This window comes from Pseudomonas sp. LAIL14HWK12:I10, from assembly GCF_900184205.1.
GTDB classification, from domain to species: Bacteria; Pseudomonadota; Gammaproteobacteria; order Pseudomonadales; family Pseudomonadaceae; genus Aquipseudomonas; species Aquipseudomonas kermanshahensis.
The window spans coordinates 421,689-440,177 of record NZ_FXWU01000002.1 but is presented as its reverse complement, the minus strand read 5'-3'; the positions used below and the strand labels follow the sequence as shown (position 1 = coordinate 440,177).

Here is an 18,489-nt window from a genome sequence, read left to right as displayed (position 1 = left end):
CGCAAAATTTTGACATTTTTTTTGCAAACGCTGATCTAATCTTCCGCCCTCTGCACAACTAAAAAAGACAACAGGGCTATTTGATGCGCACTACCCTCGCCGCCCCTTGGCGCTACTTGGTACTACTTTGCTCACTCTGGTTCGGCATTTTCCTACTGACGCGGTTGGTATTGCTGGTAACCCACCTGGATGAAGTCAGTGGTAATTACTTCTCATTGTTTTTTGACGGGGCAATCTACGACCTGAGTTTTCTTGTCTATGCTGCCCTGCCGATCGGCGTATGCCTGGCGCTTTGCCCGACCTCGCTGTGGCGTACGCGCGCCCATCGTGGGCTGCTGAACGGGCTGCTGGTGGTCAGCCTGTTCGTGATGCTGTTCGTCGCAGTGTCGGAATGGCTGTTCTGGGACGAATTCGGTGTGCGCTTCAACTTCATCGCCGTCGACTACCTGGTCTACTCCAAGGAAGTATTGGACAACATTCGCGAATCCTACCCATTGCCCACGCTGCTCAGCGCCATCGCGTTGGTCGCAGTGGTGCTGGCAGTGCTGCTGCGCAAACCGCTGGCCCAGGCCCTGGCCGCCCCCGCCGCGAGCATGCGTCAACGCGTGCTGGGCATTGCCCTGCTGGCCGCGCTGGCTGGCCTGAATGGCGTGGTAATCGATCAGCAGTTTCCGCGCGGCGAAGGCGGCAACGCCTACCAGCGCGAGCTGGCCAGCAACGGCCCGTATCAGTTCTTCGCCGCCTTCCGTAACAATGAACTGGACTACACGCAGTTCTATGCCAGCCTCGACGCAGCTGACGTCGGCGCGCACATGCATCAGGAACTGGCCGAACCCGACGTCCGCTTCCAGGGCCAGGAGCCACAGGACATTCGCCGCCACATCAGCGCCCATGGCCCACAGCGCACCCCGAACATCATCCTGGTGACCCTCGAAAGCTTCAGCGCCAAATACATGGGCAGCAACGGCGACGCGCGCAACCTCACGCCCAACCTCGACGCCTTGCGCCGCGAGAGCCTGTACTTCAACAATTTCTACGCCACCGGCACCCGCACCGACCGCGGCCTGGAGGCCATCACCCTGTCGATTCCGCCAACCCCGGGGCGCTCGATCGTCAAGCGCATCGGCCGCGAAAGCGGCTATGCCAGCCTCGGCCAGCAGCTGACGGCCAGGGGCTACGACGCGGTGTTCGTCTACGGTGGGCGCGGCTATTTCGACAACATGAACGCGTTCTTCAGTGGCAATGGCTATCGCATCGTCGACCAGAGCAGCATCGATGAAAGCGAAATCAGCTTCAAGAACGCCTGGGGCATGGCTGATGAAGACCTGTATCGGCAAACCCTGAAGCTGGCCGACGCTGACCATGCCAAGCAGCAGCCGTTCTTCCTGCAACTGATGACCACGTCCAACCATCGCCCCTACACATACCCGGAAGGCCGCATCGACATTCCATCCGGTGATGGCCGTGAAGGTGCGGTGAAGTACACCGACCATGCCATCGCGCAGTTCCTGCAGGCGGCCAAGCACAAGCCGTGGTTCGACAACACGCTGTTCATCTTCGTCGCCGACCACACCGCTGGCAGCGCTGGCGTGGAAGACCTGCCGGTGAGCAATTACCAGATCCCGTTGTGGATCTATGCACCCAAGCTCATCGCGCCCCGAGAGGACGCCAAGCTGGCCAGTCAGATCGACCTGGCGCCGACCGTGCTCGGCCTGCTCAACGTTGACTACACCTCGACCTTCTTCGGCCGCGACCTGCTCAAGGAAGATGCACTGCCACCTCGCGTACTGATCGGCAACTACCAGCACCTGGGCCTGTTCGACGGCAAAAACCTGGCCATCCTCAGCCCACGCGGTGGCATGCGCGTGCATGAAGACGCCTTGGGCAACAGCCATGAAACCACCGTGGGCAACGACAACCCGTTGGTACGCCGTGCCATTGCCTACTACCAGAGCGCCGCCTACGGCTTCAGCAAGGGCCTGCTGGCCTGGAAGCCGGAGGAAAGCGGCGTGGTCGTCAGCCCCTGACGGCGCGCCACACCTTCGTTACGCCGCTGACCACCGCCAGCACCACGGCCCCGGCCACGACACCGGCCACGCCGTTGAGCAAGGCCACGGTCAGCCCACCACCGCGCCCCACGCTGAAGGCCTCGATGGCATGATGCAGGGGCGCGATGCCATGCACCAAAATCCCGCCGCCGACCAAAAACATTGCCGCCGTCCCGATCACCGACAGGCTCTTCATCATGTAGGGCGCGGCGCGCAGGATGCCGTTGCCGACCTCCTGGGATAGCCTGGATGCTTTGTGGGTCATCCACAGGCCCAGGTCATCGAGCTTGACGATGCCGCCCACCAGCCCGTAAACGCCAACCGTCATGACGACGGCGATGCCCGACAGCACGATGATCTGCTGGGGCAGCGGCGAATCCGCCACGATCCCCAAGGTGATGGCAATGATCTCGGCCGACAGGATGAAGTCGGTGCGCACCGCACCCTTGATCTTGGCCTTCTCGTAGGCGACAAGGTCGACACTGGCGTCGGCCACGGCCTCCTTGCGGGCCTCATGCTGCGCGCTGTCCTCTTCCTTGCTGTGCAAGAACTTGTGCGCCAGCTTCTCGAACCCCTCGTAGCACAGGTACGCGCCGCCGACCATCAGCAACGGCGTCACCGCCCACGGGATGAAGGCGCTGATCAGCAACGCTGCCGGCACAAGGATCGCCTTGTTGACGAACGAGCCTTTGGCCACCGCCCAGACCACCGGGATTTCGCGTTCCGCGCGCACGCCGGTTACCTGCTGGGCATTGAGCGCCAAATCGTCCCCCAGCACGCCGGCCGTCTTTTTCGCCGCGACCTTGGTCATCAACGACACGTCGTCGAGTACCGTGGCGATATCGTCGATCAGTACCAGTAGACTGCTTCCTGCCATGTGCCTGTTTCCCGTGAAATGAATGTGCCGGAGTCTAGCCGAAAGTCGCTGCCTTGAGCGCCCTTCAGCCGCGGTGCTAACATGCCCGATCCCTCTTAGAGGTGGCCAGACACGAGGAAGATCCCTGACAATGAGCACCATTCGCGAGCGCAACAAGGAACTGATCCTGCGCGCGGCCAGCGAGGAATTCGCCGACAAGGGCTTCGCCGCCACCAAGACCAGCGATATCGCGGCCAAGGCCGGCCTGCCCAAGCCGAACGTGTATTACTACTTCAAATCCAAGGACAACCTCTACCGCGAGGTCCTGGAGAGCATCATCGCGCCGATCATGCAGGCCTCGACGCCGTTCAATGCTGACGGTGACCCTAAAGAAGTGCTGAGTGCCTACATTCGCTCGAAAATCCGCATTTCCCGCGATTTGCCGCATGCCTCCAAAGTGTTTGCCAGCGAGATCATGCACGGTGCGCCGCATTTGTCGCCCAACCAGGTCGAGCAGCTCAACGAGCAGGCACGGCACAATATCGAGTGCATCCAGGGTTGGATCGAGCGCGGGCAGATCGCCAAGGTGGATGCGCATCACCTGATGTTCAGCATCTGGGCGGCGACCCAGACCTATGCCGATTTCGATTGGCAGATTTCGGCGGTGACGGGCAAGGCCAAGCTGGCCGAGAGTGATTATGACGCGGCGGCCGAGACCATCATTCGGCTGGTGCTCAAGGGCTGTGAGCCTGAGGCGGCCTGATAGGGCCAGTGGGGCTGCTCTGCAGCCCTATCGCCGGCAAGCCGGCTCCCACAGTGACCGCACAGCTTTTGAACACTGTGAATTTCCTGTGGGAGCCGGCTTGCCGGCGATGAGGCCAGTACAACCAATAGAGATTTAAGCAGCCACCCCCGCATCCGCCTTCAACCCAACTGCCTCGATCGCACTGATCGCGCATTGCTCGTCGATATCCGACGTATCCCCGCTGATCCCCACCGCACCCAGCACCTTGCCGTCCTGATCACGAATCAGCACACCCCCCGGTGCCGGCACCACCGGCCGCTCTCCCAGCCCATTCAATGCGGCAAAAAACGCCGGCCGTTGCTGCGCATCCAGCGCCAACAAGCGTGAGCCCTTGCCCAGCGCAATCGCCCCCCAGGCCTTACCGGTGGCCACTTCCGGCCGAATCAGGCTAGCGCCATCCTCGCGCTGCAGGGCCAGCAAGTGCCCGCCCGCATCCAACACCGCCACAGTCAACGGCGCAGCGTTGATCTGGCGGCCTGCCGCCAGCGCAGCATTGACCAGGCTTACCGCGACTTTCAGGTTCAGAACGTTCATGAAAAGGTCCTCTTCTTGTTGTGAGAAGCCCTAAGGGCAGTTGAAAACCAATAGCGCAAATAGAACACAACAGAGGATATTTTTGTATACAATATTTTAAAACGATCGTACTCGATCCGACAGAACGCCGTTTTCACGGGCGCTCCGACGAAAGCCATTCTCCCCGATGAAAATCCATTGACCTAAGCAGGCAGGCGTGAATACACTCTGCCGCACAGCAAGTTGTATACAATTACAAAATCGATGAGGCACAACCCATGAGCAAAATGAGAGCAATCGATGCAGCCGTTCTGGTCATGCGCCGTGAAGGTGTAGATACCGCGTTCGGCATCCCAGGGGCTGCCATCAACCCGCTGTACTCGGCCCTGAAAAAAGTCGGTGGCATCGATCACGTCCTCGCTCGCCACGTTGAAGGTGCCTCGCACATGGCCGAGGGCTACACCCGTGCCAACCCAGGCAACATCGGCGTGTGCATCGGCACTTCCGGCCCTGCCGGCACCGACATGGTCACCGGCCTGTACAGTGCGTCGGCCGACTCCATCCCAATTCTCTGCATCACTGGCCAGGCCCCGCGTGCACGCCTGCACAAAGAAGACTTCCAGGCCGTCGACATCACCAGCATCGTCAAGCCGGTGACCAAGTGGGCGACCACCGTGCTGGAGCCAGGCCAAGTGCCTTACGCGTTCCAGAAGGCCTTCTATGAAATGCGCACCGGCCGCCCAGGCCCTGTGCTGATCGACCTGCCGTTCGACGTGCAGATGGCTGAAATCGAATTCGACATCGACGCCTACGAGCCGCTGGCCGTCAACAAGCCATCCGCCACCCGTGTTCAGGCCGAAAAAGCCCTGGCAATGCTCAATGACGCCGAGCGCCCACTGCTGGTGGCAGGCGGCGGCATCATCAACGCCGACGCCAGCGACAAGCTGGTCGAGTTCGCTGAGCTGACCGGTGTACCGGTCATCCCGACCCTGATGGGCTGGGGCACCATCCCGGACGATCACGCCCTGATGGTCGGCATGGTCGGCCTGCAGACGTCGCACCGCTACGGCAACGCCACCCTGCTCAAATCCGACCTGGTGTTCGGCATCGGTAACCGTTGGGCCAACCGCCACACCGGCTCCGTCGACGTCTACACCGAAGGCCGCAAGTTCGTGCATGTGGACATCGAACCGACCCAGATCGGCCGCGTATTCACCCCAGACCTGGGTATCGTGTCGGACGCAGGCAAGGCGCTGGATGTGTTCCTCGAAGTGGCCCGCGAGTGGAAAGCCGCTGGCAAGCTCAAGTGCCGCAAGGCCTGGCTGGAAGACTGCCAGGAGCGCAAGGCCACCCTGCAGCGCAAGACCCACTTCGACAACGTGCCGGTCAAGCCGCAGCGCGTGTACGAAGAGATGAACCAGGTGTTCGGCAAGGACACCACCTACGTCAGCACCATCGGCCTGTCGCAGATCGCCGGCGCGCAGTTCCTGCACGTGTACAAGCCACGTCACTGGATCAACTGCGGCCAGGCTGGCCCGCTGGGCTGGACCATCCCTGCCGCACTGGGTGTGGTCAAGGCCGACCCATCGCGCAAAGTGGTCGCCCTGTCGGGTGACTATGACTTCCAGTTCATGATCGAAGAGCTGGCAGTCGGCGCGCAGTTCAACCTGCCGTACGTCCACGTGCTGGTGAACAACGCCTACCTCGGCCTGATCCGCCAGGCGCAGCGTGGCTTCGACATGGATTACTGTGTACAACTGGCGTTCGAGAACATCAACTCCAGCGACGCCGCCAGCTACGGTGTCGATCACGTCGCCGTGGTCGAAGGCCTGGGCTGCAAGGCCATCCGCGTATTCGAGCCAGGCGAGATCGCCCCTGCCCTGCTCAAGGCGCAGAAAATGGCCGAAGAGTTCCGCGTGCCGGTGGTGGTTGAAGTGATTCTCGAGCGTGTGACCAACATTTCCATGGGCACCGAGATCAACGCGGTCAACGAGTTCGAAGACCTGGCCCTGGTCGGTAACGACGCGCCAACCGCCATCTCGATGCTGGACTGATCGCCTGACGCCCCCAGGCATGCCCTGGGAGCCTTCATCGCAAGGAGACAACTCATGCCTCGCTTCGCTGCCAACCTGTCCATGCTGTTCACCGAACAGGACTTCCTGGCCCGCTTCAAGGCCGCCGCCGATGCTGGTTTTAGCGGCGTCGAATACCTCTTCCCGTACGATTTCAGCGCCGCCGAAATCAAGCAGCAGCTCGATGCGCACGGCCTGACCCAGGTGCTGTTCAACCTGCCGGCCGGCGACTGGGCCAAAGGCGAGCGTGGCATCACCTGCCACCCCGACCGCGTTGAAGAGTTCCGCGCCGGTGTCGACAAGGCCATCGAATACGCCAAGGTCCTGGGCAACACCCAGGTCAACGCCCTGGCCGGCATCCGCCCGCAAGGCCTGCAGTGCGCCGACGTGCGCAAGACCTTCGTCGACAACCTGAAGTTTGCCGCCGAAAAACTGAAAGCCGCCGGGATCCGCCTGGTCATGGAAATGATCAACACCCGCGACATCCCAGGCTTCTACCTGAATACCACGAAGCAAGCCCTGGAAATACAGGCCGAAGTCGGCAGCGACAACCTGTTCCTGCAGTACGACATCTACCACATGCAGATCATGGAAGGTGACCTGGCTCGCACCATGGAAGCCAACCTGAAACTGATCAACCACATCCAGCTGGCCGACAACCCAGGTCGCAACGAGCCAGGCACCGGCGAGATCAACTACCGCTTCCTGTTCGAGCACCTGGACCGCATCGGCTACCAGGGTTGGGTGGGCGCAGAGTACAAGCCGCTGACCACCACTGAAGCGGGCCTGGGCTGGCTGAAGACCCACAACGCAATTTAAGGGCGCATACGCACTGTGTAGGAGCAGCCTTGTGCTGCGAAGAGGCCATCGCTGCGCTAGAAGATCTGCCTGTCATACCGGCCTCATCGCAGCACAAGGCTGCTCCTACAAGGGCCTGCGTTGCCTGCTCCATCGAGATTCAACAAATACAACGAGGTAATCTCTCATGGCTAAAATCGGCTTTATCGGCACCGGCATCATGGGCAAGCCCATGGCTCAGAACCTGCAAAAAGCAGGTCACAGCCTGTTCGTTTCCACCCACCACGACGCCGCCCCGGCCGACCTGATCGCCGCTGGCGCGGTGGCCCTGGCCAACCCGAAAGAAGTGGCCCAGGAAGCTGAATTCATCATCGTCATGGTCCCCGACACCCCGCAGGTAGAAGCCGTCCTGTTCGGTGAGAACGGCGTGGCCGAAGGTGTCGGCCCGAACAAGGTCGTGATCGACATGAGCTCGATCTCGCCGACCGCTACCAAAGCCTTCGCCGAGAAGATCAAGGCCACCGGCGCCGCCTACCTGGACGCCCCGGTGTCCGGCGGTGAAGTCGGCGCCAAGGCCGCGACCCTGAGCATCATGGTCGGTGGCTGCCCGAAAGCCTTCGAGCGCGCCCTGCCGCTGTTCGAAGCCATGGGCAAGAACATCACCCGCGTGGGTGGCAACGGCGACGGCCAGACCGCCAAGGTGGCCAACCAGATCATCGTTGCGCTGAACATCCAGGCGGTTGCCGAAGCCCTGCTGTTCGCCGCCAAGAACGGCGCCGACCCAGCCAAGGTGCGTGAAGCACTGATGGGCGGCTTCGCTTCGTCGAAAATTCTCGAAGTGCACGCCGAGCGCATGATCAAAGGCACCTTCGACCCAGGCTTCCGCATCAACCTGCACCAGAAGGACCTGAACCTGGCCCTGCAAGGCGCCAAGGAACTGGGCATCAACCTGCCCAACACCTCCAACGCCCAGCAAGTGTTCAACACCTGCCAGGCCCTGGGTGGCGGCAACTGGGACCACTCGGCGCTGATCAAAGGCCTGGAGCACATGGCCAACTTCTCGATCCGCGACGAAGGCAAGTAAGCTGAATTTGGGGGCTGCTTTGCAGCCCTTTCGCGACGCAGCCGCACCTACAGGGATCGCGGTCTCCTGTAGGAGCGGCCTTGTGTCGCGAAAGGGGCGCAAAGCGCCCCCAGGGTCTCTGACCCAACACCGAGCAACACCCGCCCCTGGTTCGGCCTGCACGGAGGCAGTTCCAGGGGCGTTTTCGATTCTGCAGAACAACAATAATTTGGGAGCCTGCCATGTCGGTCGATCCGCAAAAAATTCTTCGCGAGCTGTTCGACACAGCCATCGCCGCCGCCCACCCGCGCCAAGTCCTCGAACCCTACCTGCCCGCCGACCGTAGCGGCCGGGTCATCGTCATCGGCGCCGGCAAGGCCGCAGCCGCCATGGCCGAAGTGGTCGAGAAAAGCTGGCAGGGCGAAGTGTCCGGCCTCGTCGTCACCCGTTACGGCCACGGCGCCAACTGCCAGAAAATCGAGGTGGTCGAAGCCGCTCACCCGGTCCCCGATGCCGCCGGCCTGGCCGTGGCCAAGCGCGTGCTGGAGCTGGTCAGCAACCTGAACGAAGACGACCGTGTCATCTTCCTGCTCTCTGGCGGTGGTTCGGCACTGCTGGCACTGCCCGCCGAAGGCCTGACCCTGGCCGACAAGCAACACATCAACAAGGCGCTGCTCAAGTCCGGCGCCACCATCGGCGAGATGAACTGCGTGCGCAAGCACCTCTCGGCGATCAAGGGCGGCCGCCTGGCCAAGGCCTGCTGGCCGGCCACGGTCTACACCTATGCCATTTCCGATGTACCGGGCGACCTGGCCACGGTCATCGCCTCCGGCCCCACCGTCGCCGACCCAAGCACCCGCGCCGATGCCTTGGCCATCCTCAAGCGGTACAACATCGAAGCGCCCAAGGCCGTCATCGACTGGCTCAACAACCCTGCCTCGGAAACCGTCAAGGCCGATGACCCGGCTCTGGCCCGCAGCCATTTCCAACTGATCGCCAAGCCCCAGCAGTCGCTGGAAGCCGCCGCCGTCAAAGCGCGCCAGGCTGGCTTCAGCCCGCTGATTCTGGGCGACCTCGAAGGCGAGTCGCGTGAAGTGGCGAAGGTGCATGCTGGCATTGCCCGGCAGATCGTTCTGCACGGCCAGCCGCTCAAGGCACCTTGCGTGATCTTGTCGGGTGGCGAAACCACCGTCACCGTACGCGGCAACGGCCGCGGCGGGCGCAATGCCGAGTTCCTGCTCAGCCTCACCGAAAACCTCAAGGGCCTGCCGGGCGTGTACGCGCTGGCCGGTGACACCGACGGCATCGATGGCTCCGAAGAAAACGCCGGCGCCTTCATGACCCCTTGCAGTTATGCCCGCGCCGAAGCCTTGGGCCTGTCGGCCAGTGACGAGCTGGACAACAACAACGGCTACGGCTACTTCGCTGCGCTCGATGCGTTGATCGTCACCGAGCCGACACGCACCAACGTCAACGACTTCCGCGCCATTCTGATCCTCGAGACTCCGCAATCATGACGCCTGATAAAAAAGTCAAAATCCTCGCCACCCTCGGCCCTGCGATCAACGGCATCGACGACATCCGTCAACTGGTCGAAGCCGGGGTGAACATCTTCCGCCTCAACTTCAGCCACGGCGAGCACGCCGACCATGCCCTGCGCTACCAGTGGATCCGCGAAGTCGAGCAGCAACTGAACTACCCGCTGGGCATCCTCATGGACTTGCAGGGGCCGAAACTGCGCGTTGGCCGCCTGGCCGAAGGCAAGGTGCAACTGCAGCGCGGCCAGTCACTGCGCCTGGACCTGGACACAACGCCGGGCAACAGCGAGCGGGTCAACCTGCCCCACCCGGAAATCATCGCCGCGCTGGAGCCGGGCATGGACCTGCTGGTGGACGACGGCCGCCTGCGCCTGCGGGTGACCTCCAAGCACGCCGACGCTATCGACACGACCGTGCTGAACGGTGGTGAGTTGTCCGACCGCAAGGGCGTCAACGTGCCGCAAGCGGTGCTCGACCTCTCCCCGCTCACCGAAAAAGACCGTCGCGACCTGGCCTTCGGCCTGGAGCTGGGCGTGGACTGGGTGGCCCTGTCGTTCGTGCAGCGCCCTGAAGACATCGTCGAGGCGCGCCAGCTGATTGGCGACCGTGCCTACCTGATGGCCAAGATCGAGAAGCCCTCGGCAGTCGAACAGCTGCAGGCTATCGCCGAACTGGCAGACTCGATCATGGTGGCCCGCGGTGACCTGGGCGTGGAAGTACCCGCCGAAAGCGTGCCGCAGATCCAGAAGCGCATCATCGGCACCTGCCGCCAGCTGGGTAAACCGGTGGTGGTGGCCACGCAGATGCTCGAATCCATGCGCTTCTCGCCTGCGCCCACCCGCGCCGAAGTCACCGACGTGGCCAACGCCGTGGCCGAGGGTGCTGATGCGGTGATGCTGTCGGCCGAGACCGCGTCAGGCGACTACCCGCTGGAAGCCGTGCAGATGATGAGCAAGATCATCCGCCAAGTGGAAAACGGCCCGGACTACCAGGCCCAACTTGACGTTGGCCGGCCGAAAGCCGAAGCCACCGTGTCGGACGCCATCAGCTGCGCGATCCGCCGTATCAGCGGCATTCTGCCGGTGGCGGTGCTGGTCAACTACAGCGAGTCGGGCGCCTCGACGCTACGTGCCGCGCGCGAGCGGCCACGGGCGCCGATCCTCAACCTGACGCCGAACCTGAACACGGCGCGCCGCCTGAGCGTGGCCTGGGGTGTGCATTCGGTGGTCAACGACCGCCTGCGTCAGGTTGACGAAATCTGCTCGACCGCGTTGGAAATTGCCCAGGCGCAAGGCATGGCCAGCCGCGGGGATACACTGTTGATCACCGCCGGTGTGCCTTTCGGCAAGCCGGGTTCGACTAATACGCTGCGGATCGAGACCTTGGTCTGAAATCCGGGGGGGCGCTCTGCGCCCCTTTCGCCGGCAAGCCGGCTCCCACAGGCCGTACGCGGTCCCTGTAGGAGCTGGCTTGCCTGCGATGGAGGGCAAAGCCCTCCCCTTGCTCAGCGTCAAAAACCCTGCGGAAAACCGAGGCCCAAAGAGGCCCACCGCTTTTCAATCAACCTTACCGACTGCCCATGTACACCAAAAATTTTGTCAACCCGTGCCCCGACTGGGCCACGGCGCTGCTCAACGGCTTCAGCCAGGTGCTGCTGCTGCGCAACCCCCTGTGCGGCCTGTGCTGCCTGCTGGCCATCCTGCTGACCGCCCCCAACCTGGTCGGCGGCGCCCTGCTCGGCGCCCTTGCAGGCTTGCTCACCGCCCAGCGCCGCGGCTACGACCGCGCCGACCGCCAGGCCGGGTTGTACTGTTACAACGGCGTGCTGATCGGCATCCTGATCAGTGCGGTACTGCCGTGGTCAGCGATCATGCCGCCGCTGATCCTCGCAGCCGGTGGGCTATCGAGCATCATCACCCACCAATGGCGCAAGCGCGGTGGCAAGTTGCTGATCGCTTATACGGCGCCGTTCGTGCTGTTGGGCTGGGGCGCTTTGCTGATCGCTGAACCCTCGACGGCTGTCTTTGCCGAGCCAGACCCGCTGTACGCCCTGGCGCGCGGTGTCGGCCAGATCTTCCTGCTTGATAACCCATTCGCCGGGCTGCTGATCATCGTCGGCATGTTCATCGCCAGCCCCTACGCGGCTATGTGGGCCGTGATCGGCTCTGCCATCGGGGGCGGCGTCGCGCTGCTCATCGACCAGGCGCAGGTGGCCTGGATGGGACTATACGGCTTCAACGCAGCGCTTGCGGCACTGGCCTTCAGCCGCCAGAGTGAAAAACCCTGGGTGACGTTGTTGGCAATTGCCCTGGCCCTGTTGCTGCAAGCGCTGTTGAACTTGATGCCGATTTCAGGACTGACAGCCCCCTTTGTACTGGCCTGCTGGCTAATGCATTCAGGTAACCAGTTCTGGCAACTTTTACTGCGGCGATACTCCTGGCGTCTACCCAATTGATGACTGAAGCACATCGGACGTGCCGGTCTCTCACAGACAAGCAGTCATATTTAAGAAACGTCGCCGAAAACAAACACCCGATTCACAACTTCCTCCCGCTCCTGCTGCTCCCTGACTAAAACCATCCTACGCTCAATATTGCCAATTTCACTGCTCTGGGCACGCTGGTGATTGGGTACCATCTGGTCCACGCTCATCGGCTCAGTAGCTGGTCTGTGCTCCCAATACCGTACCTCCTTCCAAAAGGATTCACGCTCATAAAAAGAAGGCCCGCCTATGATCAAGTCCGGCACCCCGTACGAGCGTCTCTGCGCGCCCTGCAAGAGCTCACTAGACCCGGAACCGACCACTTCAACAAATTCCATCGAAGTAATTCGCGCTTGCACATACCTTCCCGGACCTGTTTTCAACTCCGGGGGCACTGGAAAGAGACTGAAAAACCCGTATCCCCCAGTCGGGTCTAAGCGATTGACTGGATCGCATTGGCAATAGGCATAAGAGTTGACTCCGCCCTTACCAAACGGGCTCAAAGCATCCGGGCTTAAAAAGCGCATCAACGCGGGGCGATAGAACCGATGTCCATTGCCCAATCCATAGCCATGCAGAACCCCGCTTCTCCGCTCGCCGTTGAAACCCAGCGAAGTACCCGACCCTTCCACCGAATGGCCATAAGCGCTATACGATAGCGTCTGTAATACCAAGCCAGGCTGGTCAGCTGCCCTATTCATGACCGACTCACACGCTCGCCCATACCTGATGCCATTCTGCGGCCAACATTCGCGTCTCAACAACTGGCATTATTGCCAGCTCGCCCTGTTGCAGGCCCAAGCGCTGACCTTCTAGGCTTAATGCTTACGCACCCGGAACAAAAACCATGCAAACCCCGCAATCAATACGTGAGCGGCTCTACGTCATCGTCTTCCAGACCGACACCGTCGCCGGGCGCCGCTTCGACAAGACCCTTCTGCTGATCATCCTTGCCAGCCTGGTCACGGTGATCCTCGACAGCATCGACGAAATCCACCAAGGCTACGCCGGCCTGCTCGCTGCCATCGAATGGGGCTTCACCGCGATCTTCCTGGCCGAATACCTCACGCGCCTGTACTGCTCGCCCAAGCCCCTGCGCTACGCCTTCAGCTTCTACGGCCTGGTCGACCTGCTGGCGATCGTCCCCGGGGTCATCGCCCTCTATTACAGCGACGCGCAATACCTGCTGATCATCCGGGTCATCCGCATGCTGCGGATCTTCCGCGTACTCAAGCTTGGCCAGTACCTCAAGCAGGCCAACTACCTGATGGCCGCGCTGCGGGGCAGCAAGCAGAAGATCATCGTGTTCCTGGTCACTGTCTCGACCCTGGTGACGGTGTTCGGCACCTTGATGTACGTGATCGAAGGGCCGGAGCACGGCTTTACCAGCATTCCCAAAGGCATCTATTGGGCCATTGTCACCCTGACCACGGTGGGCTTTGGCGACATCGTGCCGAAGACGCCGCTGGGGCAGGTGCTGTCGTCACTGGTGATGATCACCGGTTATTCGATCATCGCCGTGCCTACCGGCATCTTTACCGCAGAATTGGCCAATGCCATGCGTGGGGAGCAGTTGCAGCATGACTGCCCAACCTGCCACAAGAGCAGCCACGAACACGATGCGTCATTCTGTTCGCGCTGCGGCAATGGGCTATTTCCCAAGCAGTGATGCTGCCTGTGCCGGCCCTTTCGCGGGTAAACCCGCTCCCACAGGATCACCACAGGCCTGAGCAGTGCGCGTTCCCTGTGGGAGCGGGTTTACCCGCGAAAGGGCCGGCACAGGCAGAAGCATAACCAAAGTCGTTTTTGTTCTTTAACCCGCATAAACCCAGCCGCTATAGTCGCTGGCAATCTGCCCCAATAACCTTCAAGAACAAGGAAGCAACGTGAAAAAACTCTTCACCGCCTCGCTGCTCGCCGCAGGCCTGGCCCTCGGCAACCTCGCCCAGGCCGCCCCGACCCTGCTCAACGTCTCCTACGACGTGATGCGCGACTTCTACAAGGACTACAACCCGGCCTTCCAGAAACACTGGGAAGCCGAGCACAACGAGAAGGTCAATGTGCAGATGTCCTTCGGCGGCTCGAGCAAGCAAGCGCGCGCGGTGATCGACGGCCTGCCGGCCGATGTCATCACCATGAACATGGCCACCGACATCAACGCCCTGGTCGACAACGGCAAGCTGGTGCCGGACAACTGGGTCACCCGCCTGCCGAACAACAGCGCGCCGTTCACCTCGGCCACCGTGTTCATCGTGCGCAAAGGCAACCCTAAGGCACTGAAAGACTGGCCCGACCTGCTCAAGGATGGCGTGCAAGTGATCGTGCCCAACCCGAAAACCTCGGGTAACGGCCGTTACACCTACCTCTCGGCGTGGGGCTATGTGCTCAAGCAAGGCGGTGACGAGACCAAGGCCCGCGACTTCGTCGGCAAGCTGTTCAAACAGGCGCCCGTGCTGGATACCGGTGGCCGCGCCGCGACCACCACCTTCATGACCAACCAGATCGGCGACGTGCTGGTGACCTTCGAAAACGAAGCCGAAATGATCGCCCGCGAGTTCGGCCGCGACCAGTTCGAAGTGGTCTACCCAAGTGTGTCCGCCGAAGCCGAGCCACCGGTGAGCGTGGTCGACAAGGTGGTGGCGAAAAAAGGTACCCAGGCCGTGGCCGAGGAATACCTGAAGTACCTGTGGTCGCCAGCGGCACAAGAAATCGCCGCGAACAACTACCTGCGCCCACGTGATCCGGCGGTGTTGGCCAAGTACACCGACCGTTTCCCGAAAGTGGACTTCCTGTCGGTGGAAAAAACCTTTGGTGACTGGCGTACCGTGCAGAAGACCCACTTCAATGACGGTGGTGTGTTCGACCAGATCTACAGCGGACAGTAACTTACAAACACAGTCCTCGCCGTACGGCTACTGATAGTTCTGTCAGTAGCCGTACTTCAGAAACTTGGCAGCATGGGCCTCATGACTCAATGAGGCACTCACCATGCGTAAATTCCTTTTAATCTCCGCCCTCACCCTTGCAGGCCTCAGTACGGCCATTTCTGCAGACTCCCCAAGCCTTTCGCCGACTGTCGGTCTGCCACTGAACCACCCTGGCATCCTGGTTGACACCGCACTTTTGAATTTCGTCAAAGCCCGATTAGACACGCAGCCTTGGAAGGATGCCTTTGCGCAAGCAAAGGACAGTAAATGGGCCGCTGAGGACTACCAGGCCACCCCCTTCGCCACGGTTGAATGCGGCTCGGGCTCCACTAATCCGCGCGTTGGCTGCTTTGAAGAAATGGATGACGCAGCGGCGACGTACACACAGGCGTTGCTGTGGTCGTATACCGGTAATCCTCAATATGCCGCGAACGTCAGAAGCATTCTGCTGGCGTGGGCAACGACGCTGACGGGCGGACATCAGGCGAGTAATGGTCCATTGCAAGCTGCCTGGACAGCCGCGCTCTTTACCCGAGGCCTTGAAATCGTCGATGAAGGCTACACCGGTTGGTTGCCGGATGAACGGGCGCAGGTTAAGAAAATGCTCACAGAGCAGCACCTCCCCACTATCAAGCAGATGTTCATCTCTGGCTCGCTTTGCCATAACAAGAACTGGCATGCCACCGCGATTGAGGCAATGGCCAATATCGGTATCGTCACGGATGACCGCGGGTTATTCGACGAAGCCATCAGGCGTTGGCATCAACTCGTACCTGCTTATATTTATGACGAGCAAGGCGATAACAGGCCGCCCAATGCGCCGTGGTGCAGGCTCGATGACGACCGGATCAAGGCGCACTGGCACTTTCCCAAGCACTACGTGAAGGGCCTTAGCCAAGAAACCTGCCGTGACCTCGCCCACACTTCGATGGGCTTGGCAGCCATCATCAACGTCGCAGAAACCGCCAGGCTGCAGGGCGTCGATTTGTATAGCAAAGAGCAGCAACGCATCGTCGCAGCGCTGGAACTGCATAGCGCGCAGATGAATGGCAACATCCCGCAGCCGCTCTGCGAAGGGCCTATCCTCGAGAACATCAGCGGCACCTTCGAAATTGCCTACAACCATTACGCACTGCGCAAAGGGGTCAACCTGCCCGAGACGCAAACATTTCTGGCAAAAAAACGCCCACAAGTGGGCGCGTTCCACCTGCGCTGGGAAACGCTCACCCATGGGCTGACGGGCTCACTGCAAGGCAATCGCTGACCCCAGCACACGCACATCGAACTTTCGCGCCGCTGAACAGCTCAGTTTCTGGAGTAACCCTGCCCCGCTCATCCCGGCCCAAGGAGTACTCCAGTGCTGCGCTACCTCACCACCCTGCTGCTCGGCTGCCTGCTGAGCACCCACCTGCTGGCGGCCGACCCCGCCCCCACCGACGCACAACCTGCCGAACCGGAGCCGGTGCTTCAGGGCGGCCTGCTCGGTGCCTTGGCCGACGGCCTGGACAGTGCCGCCCAGGAGCTTGACCTGGATGCCCACTTGGTCGACGCCTGGCGCCTACGCACCGACCGTGCAGCCAAGGAAGTGGAACGCCTGGTCGATCGCCATTCGGCCAGTGACTCGCTCACCTTGGCAGGTAACTTCATCCTGCTGACATTCACTTGGGCCGCGGCCTTCGCAGTGCTCACCACCCTTGGCCGCTGGGGCGCCACGCGCAGCGCCCGCACGGCATGGCTGCGCGACCGCCCGCGCGCCAGCAGCCTGCTCGGCTACCTGCTGCCCTATACGCTTCCCGCCCTGGCCAGCTTGCCGCTGACCTTGTATGTCAGCCGCTTCCTTGACCCATCGATCGCCCGCGCCCTGGGCCTGAGCCTGGCGTACGCCACCAGCAGCGGCCTATTCTCAACCTCGATCATTCTGTGCCTGGTCACCTTGTTCGATGCCGGCCACAAACGCTCGGCCGTGGCAGTGATCAAACGCCTGGCACCGCGCCCGCTGTTCCTGATCGGCTTCCTGGCTGCCTGGAGCGATGCGCTGACCAGCCCGCAGATCGCCCGCCAGTTAGGCGGCAACATCACCGCCAGCATCGCGGTACTCACCGGCCTCACCGCCACAGTCATCTTTGCCAGCCTGGTGATTCGCCTGCGCCGCCCGGTTGCCCACCTGATCCGCAACCGCGCCTTCAAGGACCGCCTGCAACACCGGGCGGTGCAGGAAACCCTGCGCATCTTCTCGGTAGTGTGGTATTTGCCGATCCTGCTGATGATTCTGGTCTCGGCCATTCACCTGATCGGCGCTGGCGAAGAAAGCCAGAAGGCGCTGCAAAAAGCCTTGCTGACCACGGTGCTGCTGGTGTCCACGGTGTTTCTCAGTACTTTGCTGCAACACCTGTTGGCGCCCCGCGAAGCCGATGCTGGGCAACAGGTACGGCCTTACAAGGAACTGCTGCGCAGCCTGGCCCACGCGCTGCTGCGCATTGCCATGGCGGTGGCCTTCATCGAACTGCTGGGGCGTATCTGGGGCGTCTCGGTGATCGGCTTCGCCCTGAGCAACCGCCTGGGCCAGGCCATCAGCAATTCGCTGTCGAGCATCGGCCTGATCCTGCTGGTCACCTGGCTGCTCTGGGTGGTGCTCGACACCGCTATCCAGGAAGCGCTCAAACCAGCGCCCGGGCGCCGTACCGCGCGCCAGCCGAGCACGCGGGTGCGGACCATCCTGCCCATGCTGCGCAATGCCATCAAAGTGGTGCTGATCGTCATCTGCACCATCACCACCATGGCCAACCTGGGCATCAACGTCGCGCCACTGCTGGCCGGTGCCGGGGTGATCGGCCTGGCCATCGGCTTTGGCTCGCAGCAACTGGTGCAGGACGTGATCACCGGGCTGTTCATCCTGATCGAAGACACCATCTCGATCGGCGACTGGGTGGTGCTCGACTCCGGCCACGCCGGCACTGTCGAAAGCCTGACCATCCGTACCCTGCGCCTGCGCGACGGCAAGGGGTTTGTGCACTCGGTGCCGTTTGGCCAGATCAAGGCGGTTACCAACCAGTCGCGGCAGTTCGCCTATGCGTTTTTCTCGGTGCAATTCACCTACGACAGCGATGTGGACCAGTCGCTGGCGCTGATCCATGAGGTGGGGCAGTCGATCAGCGACGACCCGCTGCTGCGCATCAACCTGCAGGGGCCGTTGCAGGTATTCGGGGTCGACCGCATGGACTTGAACGGGTTTGTGCTGACGGCGCAGTTCCGCACCATTTCCGGTGGGCAGTATGCGGTGAGCCGCGCGTTCAACGAGCGGCTGAAGAAGCGGGTGGACCAGACGGAGCAGGTGAGCTTTGCCCAGGTGTATCCGCTGCCTATGCGTGGAGTTTCAGCGTGAAGCAA

Annotated in this window: 14 protein-coding genes and 1 pseudogene; 12 read left to right on the top strand and 3 right to left on the bottom strand. The window is 61.7% G+C overall.

Going from position 1 to position 18,489, the window contains the following annotated elements; translation table 11 throughout:
• Positions 1 to 83: 83 nt before the first annotated feature.
• Positions 84 to 2,027: an LTA synthase family protein gene (locus QOS90_RS05980; RefSeq protein WP_085272525.1), complete on the top strand. Its 1,944-nt coding sequence runs from the start codon at positions 84 to 86 to the stop codon at positions 2,025 to 2,027.
• Here QOS90_RS05980 and QOS90_RS05975 read toward each other — a convergent pair.
• Positions 2,017 to 2,925, bottom strand: coding sequence for a DUF808 domain-containing protein (locus tag QOS90_RS05975; protein ID WP_085272524.1), 909 nt, complete (start codon positions 2,923 to 2,925; stop codon positions 2,017 to 2,019). The two genes, QOS90_RS05980 and QOS90_RS05975, sit on opposite strands and share 11 nt — an antisense overlap.
• A 130-nt stretch (positions 2,926 to 3,055) precedes the next feature.
• Here QOS90_RS05975 and QOS90_RS05970 point away from each other — a divergent pair, with 130 nt between their 5' ends.
• Positions 3,056 to 3,667 (top strand): TetR/AcrR family transcriptional regulator, encoded by a 612-nt coding sequence (locus QOS90_RS05970; RefSeq protein WP_027592966.1) that lies wholly within the window; start codon positions 3,056 to 3,058, stop codon positions 3,665 to 3,667.
• 135 nt (positions 3,668 to 3,802) lie between these two features.
• Here QOS90_RS05970 and QOS90_RS05965 read toward each other — a convergent pair whose 3' ends face one another.
• Positions 3,803 to 4,243 (bottom strand): GlcG/HbpS family heme-binding protein, encoded by a 441-nt coding sequence (locus QOS90_RS05965; protein ID WP_027592967.1) that lies wholly within the window; start codon positions 4,241 to 4,243, stop codon positions 3,803 to 3,805.
• A gap of 257 nt (positions 4,244 to 4,500) precedes the next feature.
• Between QOS90_RS05965 and gcl the strand changes: the two genes are divergently transcribed.
• The 6 genes from gcl to QOS90_RS05935 all read left to right on the top strand — a co-directional run bounded on the left by gcl (position 4,501) and on the right by QOS90_RS05935 (position 12,148).
• Entirely contained in the window at positions 4,501 to 6,276 is a 1,776-nt protein-coding gene (gene gcl / locus QOS90_RS05960; protein ID WP_027592968.1) for a glyoxylate carboligase, read from the top strand.
• 54 nt (positions 6,277 to 6,330) lie between these two features.
• Positions 6,331 to 7,113, top strand: coding sequence for a hydroxypyruvate isomerase (gene hyi, locus QOS90_RS05955; RefSeq protein ID WP_027592969.1), 783 nt, complete (start codon positions 6,331 to 6,333; stop codon positions 7,111 to 7,113).
• Between the two features lie 166 nt (positions 7,114 to 7,279).
• Positions 7,280 to 8,176, top strand: coding sequence for a 2-hydroxy-3-oxopropionate reductase (locus tag QOS90_RS05950; protein ID WP_027592970.1), 897 nt, complete (start codon positions 7,280 to 7,282; stop codon positions 8,174 to 8,176).
• A 221-nt stretch (positions 8,177 to 8,397) separates the two neighbouring features.
• Positions 8,398 to 9,672: a glycerate kinase type-2 family protein gene (locus QOS90_RS05945; protein WP_027592971.1), complete on the top strand. Its 1,275-nt coding sequence runs from the start codon at positions 8,398 to 8,400 to the stop codon at positions 9,670 to 9,672.
• Positions 9,669 to 11,084, top strand: a complete 1,416-nt coding sequence (gene pyk, locus QOS90_RS05940) for a pyruvate kinase (protein WP_085272523.1) — start codon at positions 9,669 to 9,671, stop codon at positions 11,082 to 11,084. The genes QOS90_RS05945 and pyk overlap by 4 nt, the downstream gene beginning before the upstream one ends.
• A gap of 188 nt (positions 11,085 to 11,272) precedes the next feature.
• Entirely contained in the window at positions 11,273 to 12,148 is an 876-nt protein-coding gene (locus QOS90_RS05935; RefSeq protein WP_027592973.1) for an urea transporter, read from the top strand.
• A gap of 428 nt (positions 12,149 to 12,576) precedes the next feature.
• Here the strand turns inward: QOS90_RS05935 and QOS90_RS05930 are convergent.
• Positions 12,577 to 12,840, bottom strand: a pseudogene (locus QOS90_RS05930) (RHS repeat-associated core domain-containing protein); the annotation flags it as partial.
• A 182-nt stretch (positions 12,841 to 13,022) separates the two neighbouring features.
• On the opposite strand from QOS90_RS05930, the gene QOS90_RS05925 reads away from it, so the two are divergent.
• The 4 genes from QOS90_RS05925 to QOS90_RS05910 all read left to right on the top strand — a co-directional run bounded on the left by QOS90_RS05925 (position 13,023) and on the right by QOS90_RS05910 (position 18,484).
• Complete coding sequence (locus QOS90_RS05925; RefSeq protein ID WP_027592975.1) at positions 13,023 to 13,844, top strand: ion transporter; 822 nt, start codon at positions 13,023 to 13,025, stop codon at positions 13,842 to 13,844.
• Positions 13,845 to 14,061: 217 nt separating this feature from the next.
• Positions 14,062 to 15,060 (top strand): sulfate ABC transporter substrate-binding protein, encoded by a 999-nt coding sequence (locus QOS90_RS05920; RefSeq protein WP_085272522.1) that lies wholly within the window; start codon positions 14,062 to 14,064, stop codon positions 15,058 to 15,060.
• Positions 15,061 to 15,163: 103 nt separating this feature from the next.
• Positions 15,164 to 16,366 carry an alginate lyase family protein gene (locus QOS90_RS05915; protein ID WP_085272521.1) on the top strand — a complete coding sequence of 401 codons (1,203 nt, stop codon included), beginning with the start codon at positions 15,164 to 15,166 and terminating at the stop codon, positions 16,364 to 16,366.
• A gap of 93 nt (positions 16,367 to 16,459) precedes the next feature.
• Positions 16,460 to 18,484, top strand: coding sequence for a mechanosensitive ion channel family protein (locus tag QOS90_RS05910; protein WP_085272520.1), 2,025 nt, complete (start codon positions 16,460 to 16,462; stop codon positions 18,482 to 18,484).
• Positions 18,485 to 18,489 lie beyond the last annotated feature (5 nt).